1 protein-coding gene and 1 pseudogene are annotated in these 2,322 nt (G+C 57.8%); both read left to right on the top strand.

The annotated features are described in order from the left end of the window. The first annotated feature begins 676 nt into the window (after positions 1–676). Positions 677–1,822, top strand: coding sequence for a TlpA disulfide reductase family protein (locus EN853_RS32150; protein ID WP_063170388.1), 1,146 nt, complete (start codon positions 677–679; stop codon positions 1,820–1,822). A 320-nt stretch (positions 1,823–2,142) separates the two neighbouring features. Then, positions 2,143–2,322, top strand: a pseudogene (locus tag EN853_RS34400) (hypothetical protein); the annotation flags it as partial.

The raw sequence follows: 2,322 nt of genomic DNA, 5'->3' as shown, positions 1-2,322 counted from the left end.
ACCATCAGCCAAATGAGCGATGATCCGCTCATCAGCCTGCCGGCAGTGGCGCGCTGATCAATTCCGGCCCATGCCGGAGAGCACGGCGACCAATGCCGTCAGCTACACCACTCCAGTGGGCACGATCAGGTAGCGTCGCGCGACTCCTGCTTGGCGTGAAACAGCAAAGGGCATTCAATCACGATGCAGCTTTACGTGCTGTCGGGCTCAACGCCACGTGGATCGAGCCCAACGCCGCCGTTGGCAACCGCGACGCGAATTATGACGCCGGGCCACATGCGGCGGTGGCTGCAAGGGTACCGAGCCTCTCCCGCACTTTCGACCCCATCGCCGAAGTGCGACTACTCCAGGACGCCGAAGCCGGTCTTATCGCCAGCGGGCCAGCCAAACTCTCACCTTCCTAAACGGCAGCCGCTAAGGTGAGCCGTCGAAAGCCGACATTCAGGTTAACGTCAGCTGGCCGTGTTAGGGCTCGCTTATTCAAGGCGGTACCGGCGCTTGCCGAAGCTAAGAAGGGTTGGCATGCCCTTTGCCGTGCTTGATGTGCGGCAACACGGTGAGAGCTCCGCTGAAGCAAGCGAGAGGGAGCAATGCCCTCGAGACCGTGTCCGATTTTGACTGGAAAATATTCCGCGACAAAAGAGACGAAAGGTGTGGAATGACTTTGGACACCAAGATGGAACTGCGTATGGGGTCCCCGGCTCCTGCGCTGAAAGTGGAGAACTGGCTGCGTGGCGAGCCCCTCACGAGCCTTCGGCCCGGCAAGGTCTACCTCGTTGAATTTTGGGCGACTTGGTGCCGACCATGTGTCCACGCCATGCCCCATTTGATCGAACTGCAGGAGAAATATAAAGACAGCGGATTTGAGATTATCGGAGTCGCAGCTTGCGAAAAGGCTGCAACCGCGGACGAAGCGCGGACCAACGTGGATGCCTGGCTGACCGAGAAGTTCCCGAATCTGAATTATCGGACAGCGTTCGATTGCACTGGCGAAATGAAAAAGCTCTGGCTGGAACCCAGCTCTTCGTTCGGGATTCCCACCTCGTTCGTGGTCGACCGCGACGGCCACATCGCTTATATCGGCCACCCGGCACCTCTCGATGACGTTTTGCCGAAAGTCCTTAACGGCAGCTGGCGCAGCAGCTATGAAGCGAAAGCCGTCGATGCAAAGCGAATCTCGCGTGTGCGCGAATCGTCGCTGAGTCAGCCGATATACGCCAAACTTGGGCCGGCGATGCAGGACGAGGATTGGGCAGCGGCACTATTGGCCATCGAAGAAGGCCTCGCCGTGATGCCAGACTCTTTTGATTTTCGGCGGGTTCATGCGGATATTCTGCTTCACAAGCTGCGCGACATCAAAACCGGCTTGCCGCTTATGCGCGAATTGGTCGAGGACGCGATCAACAAAAAGTTCGAAGCGATGTCTTGGGTGGTGATGGCGCTGAACCAACTCTTCCATCCCACGATCGACAACTCCCATCTTCCGCATGATGATCGCTTTGCGATGGGCAAGGAGCTCTCCGAACAGATCCTGGAACTTAATCCTCCGCAAGGCGATGGAGACTTTAAATTCGGGTGTTACTTTCCGGTCGCTCAGTATTATTACGAGAGCGGCAACAAGGACCGGGCGATCGAGTTGATCGAGGTGGCAATCAAATCGCTGGACCATTCGGAGCCAGTGCCGGACCAAACCAAACAGCGCTACCTCACCTCGTTGCTCCAAGCCCTGGCCAACTACACGGGTGAGCCTGCCTGTCACGCGGGTCTCTGTGTGGCTCCGCAAAACAAGACTTCCGAAACTCAAAACGCTGTCACTTCCTGAGCAAGGATCGCGAAGGGCATGACAATTGGAATTGAACACCGGCAAATCCGCCCGCCCAGGCGCACTTCGCAGCAATAACGTCGATGCCGCAAAAGTGCGCGGCTTGCGGCAGGTGGAATTTCCATTGCGTTTACCTCGGGTCGAACCGCGGCGCAGGCGTTCGCGCCGCGGTGAAAGGTCTCGCATTGGTGGACGTGCTCGAGGTCGGCCACGGGACACTGTTGCGTGGGATCGGCTCGCCCAAGCCATTCCCCGCCCACGCAAGCGCCCGAACCACACATCGCAGAAAAAGAGATCGTCCTTCAAGAGGAGTACTGAAATTGGGGAAAAGCGAGATTCCTCATGAACCGGTTGGCCCTGCTGTCCACAAGGACGACGAGGCCCTTGCTTCCCCGTTCGTCAAATGCCTCCTGCGGCTCATTCGTACTCAGGATTCCTTCGGCTTATGGGAAGGCCATTCGGATGCCGAGCTGCTGGCCGAGTTCATCATCACCAAGCAA

The sequence above is a fragment of the Mesorhizobium sp. M1C.F.Ca.ET.210.01.1.1 genome, from assembly GCF_004791585.1.
Classification (GTDB): Bacteria; Pseudomonadota; Alphaproteobacteria; order Rhizobiales; family Rhizobiaceae; genus Mesorhizobium.
Note: the sequence above shows the minus strand (reverse complement) of the source record. Positions and strands in the feature narration are given on the sequence as shown.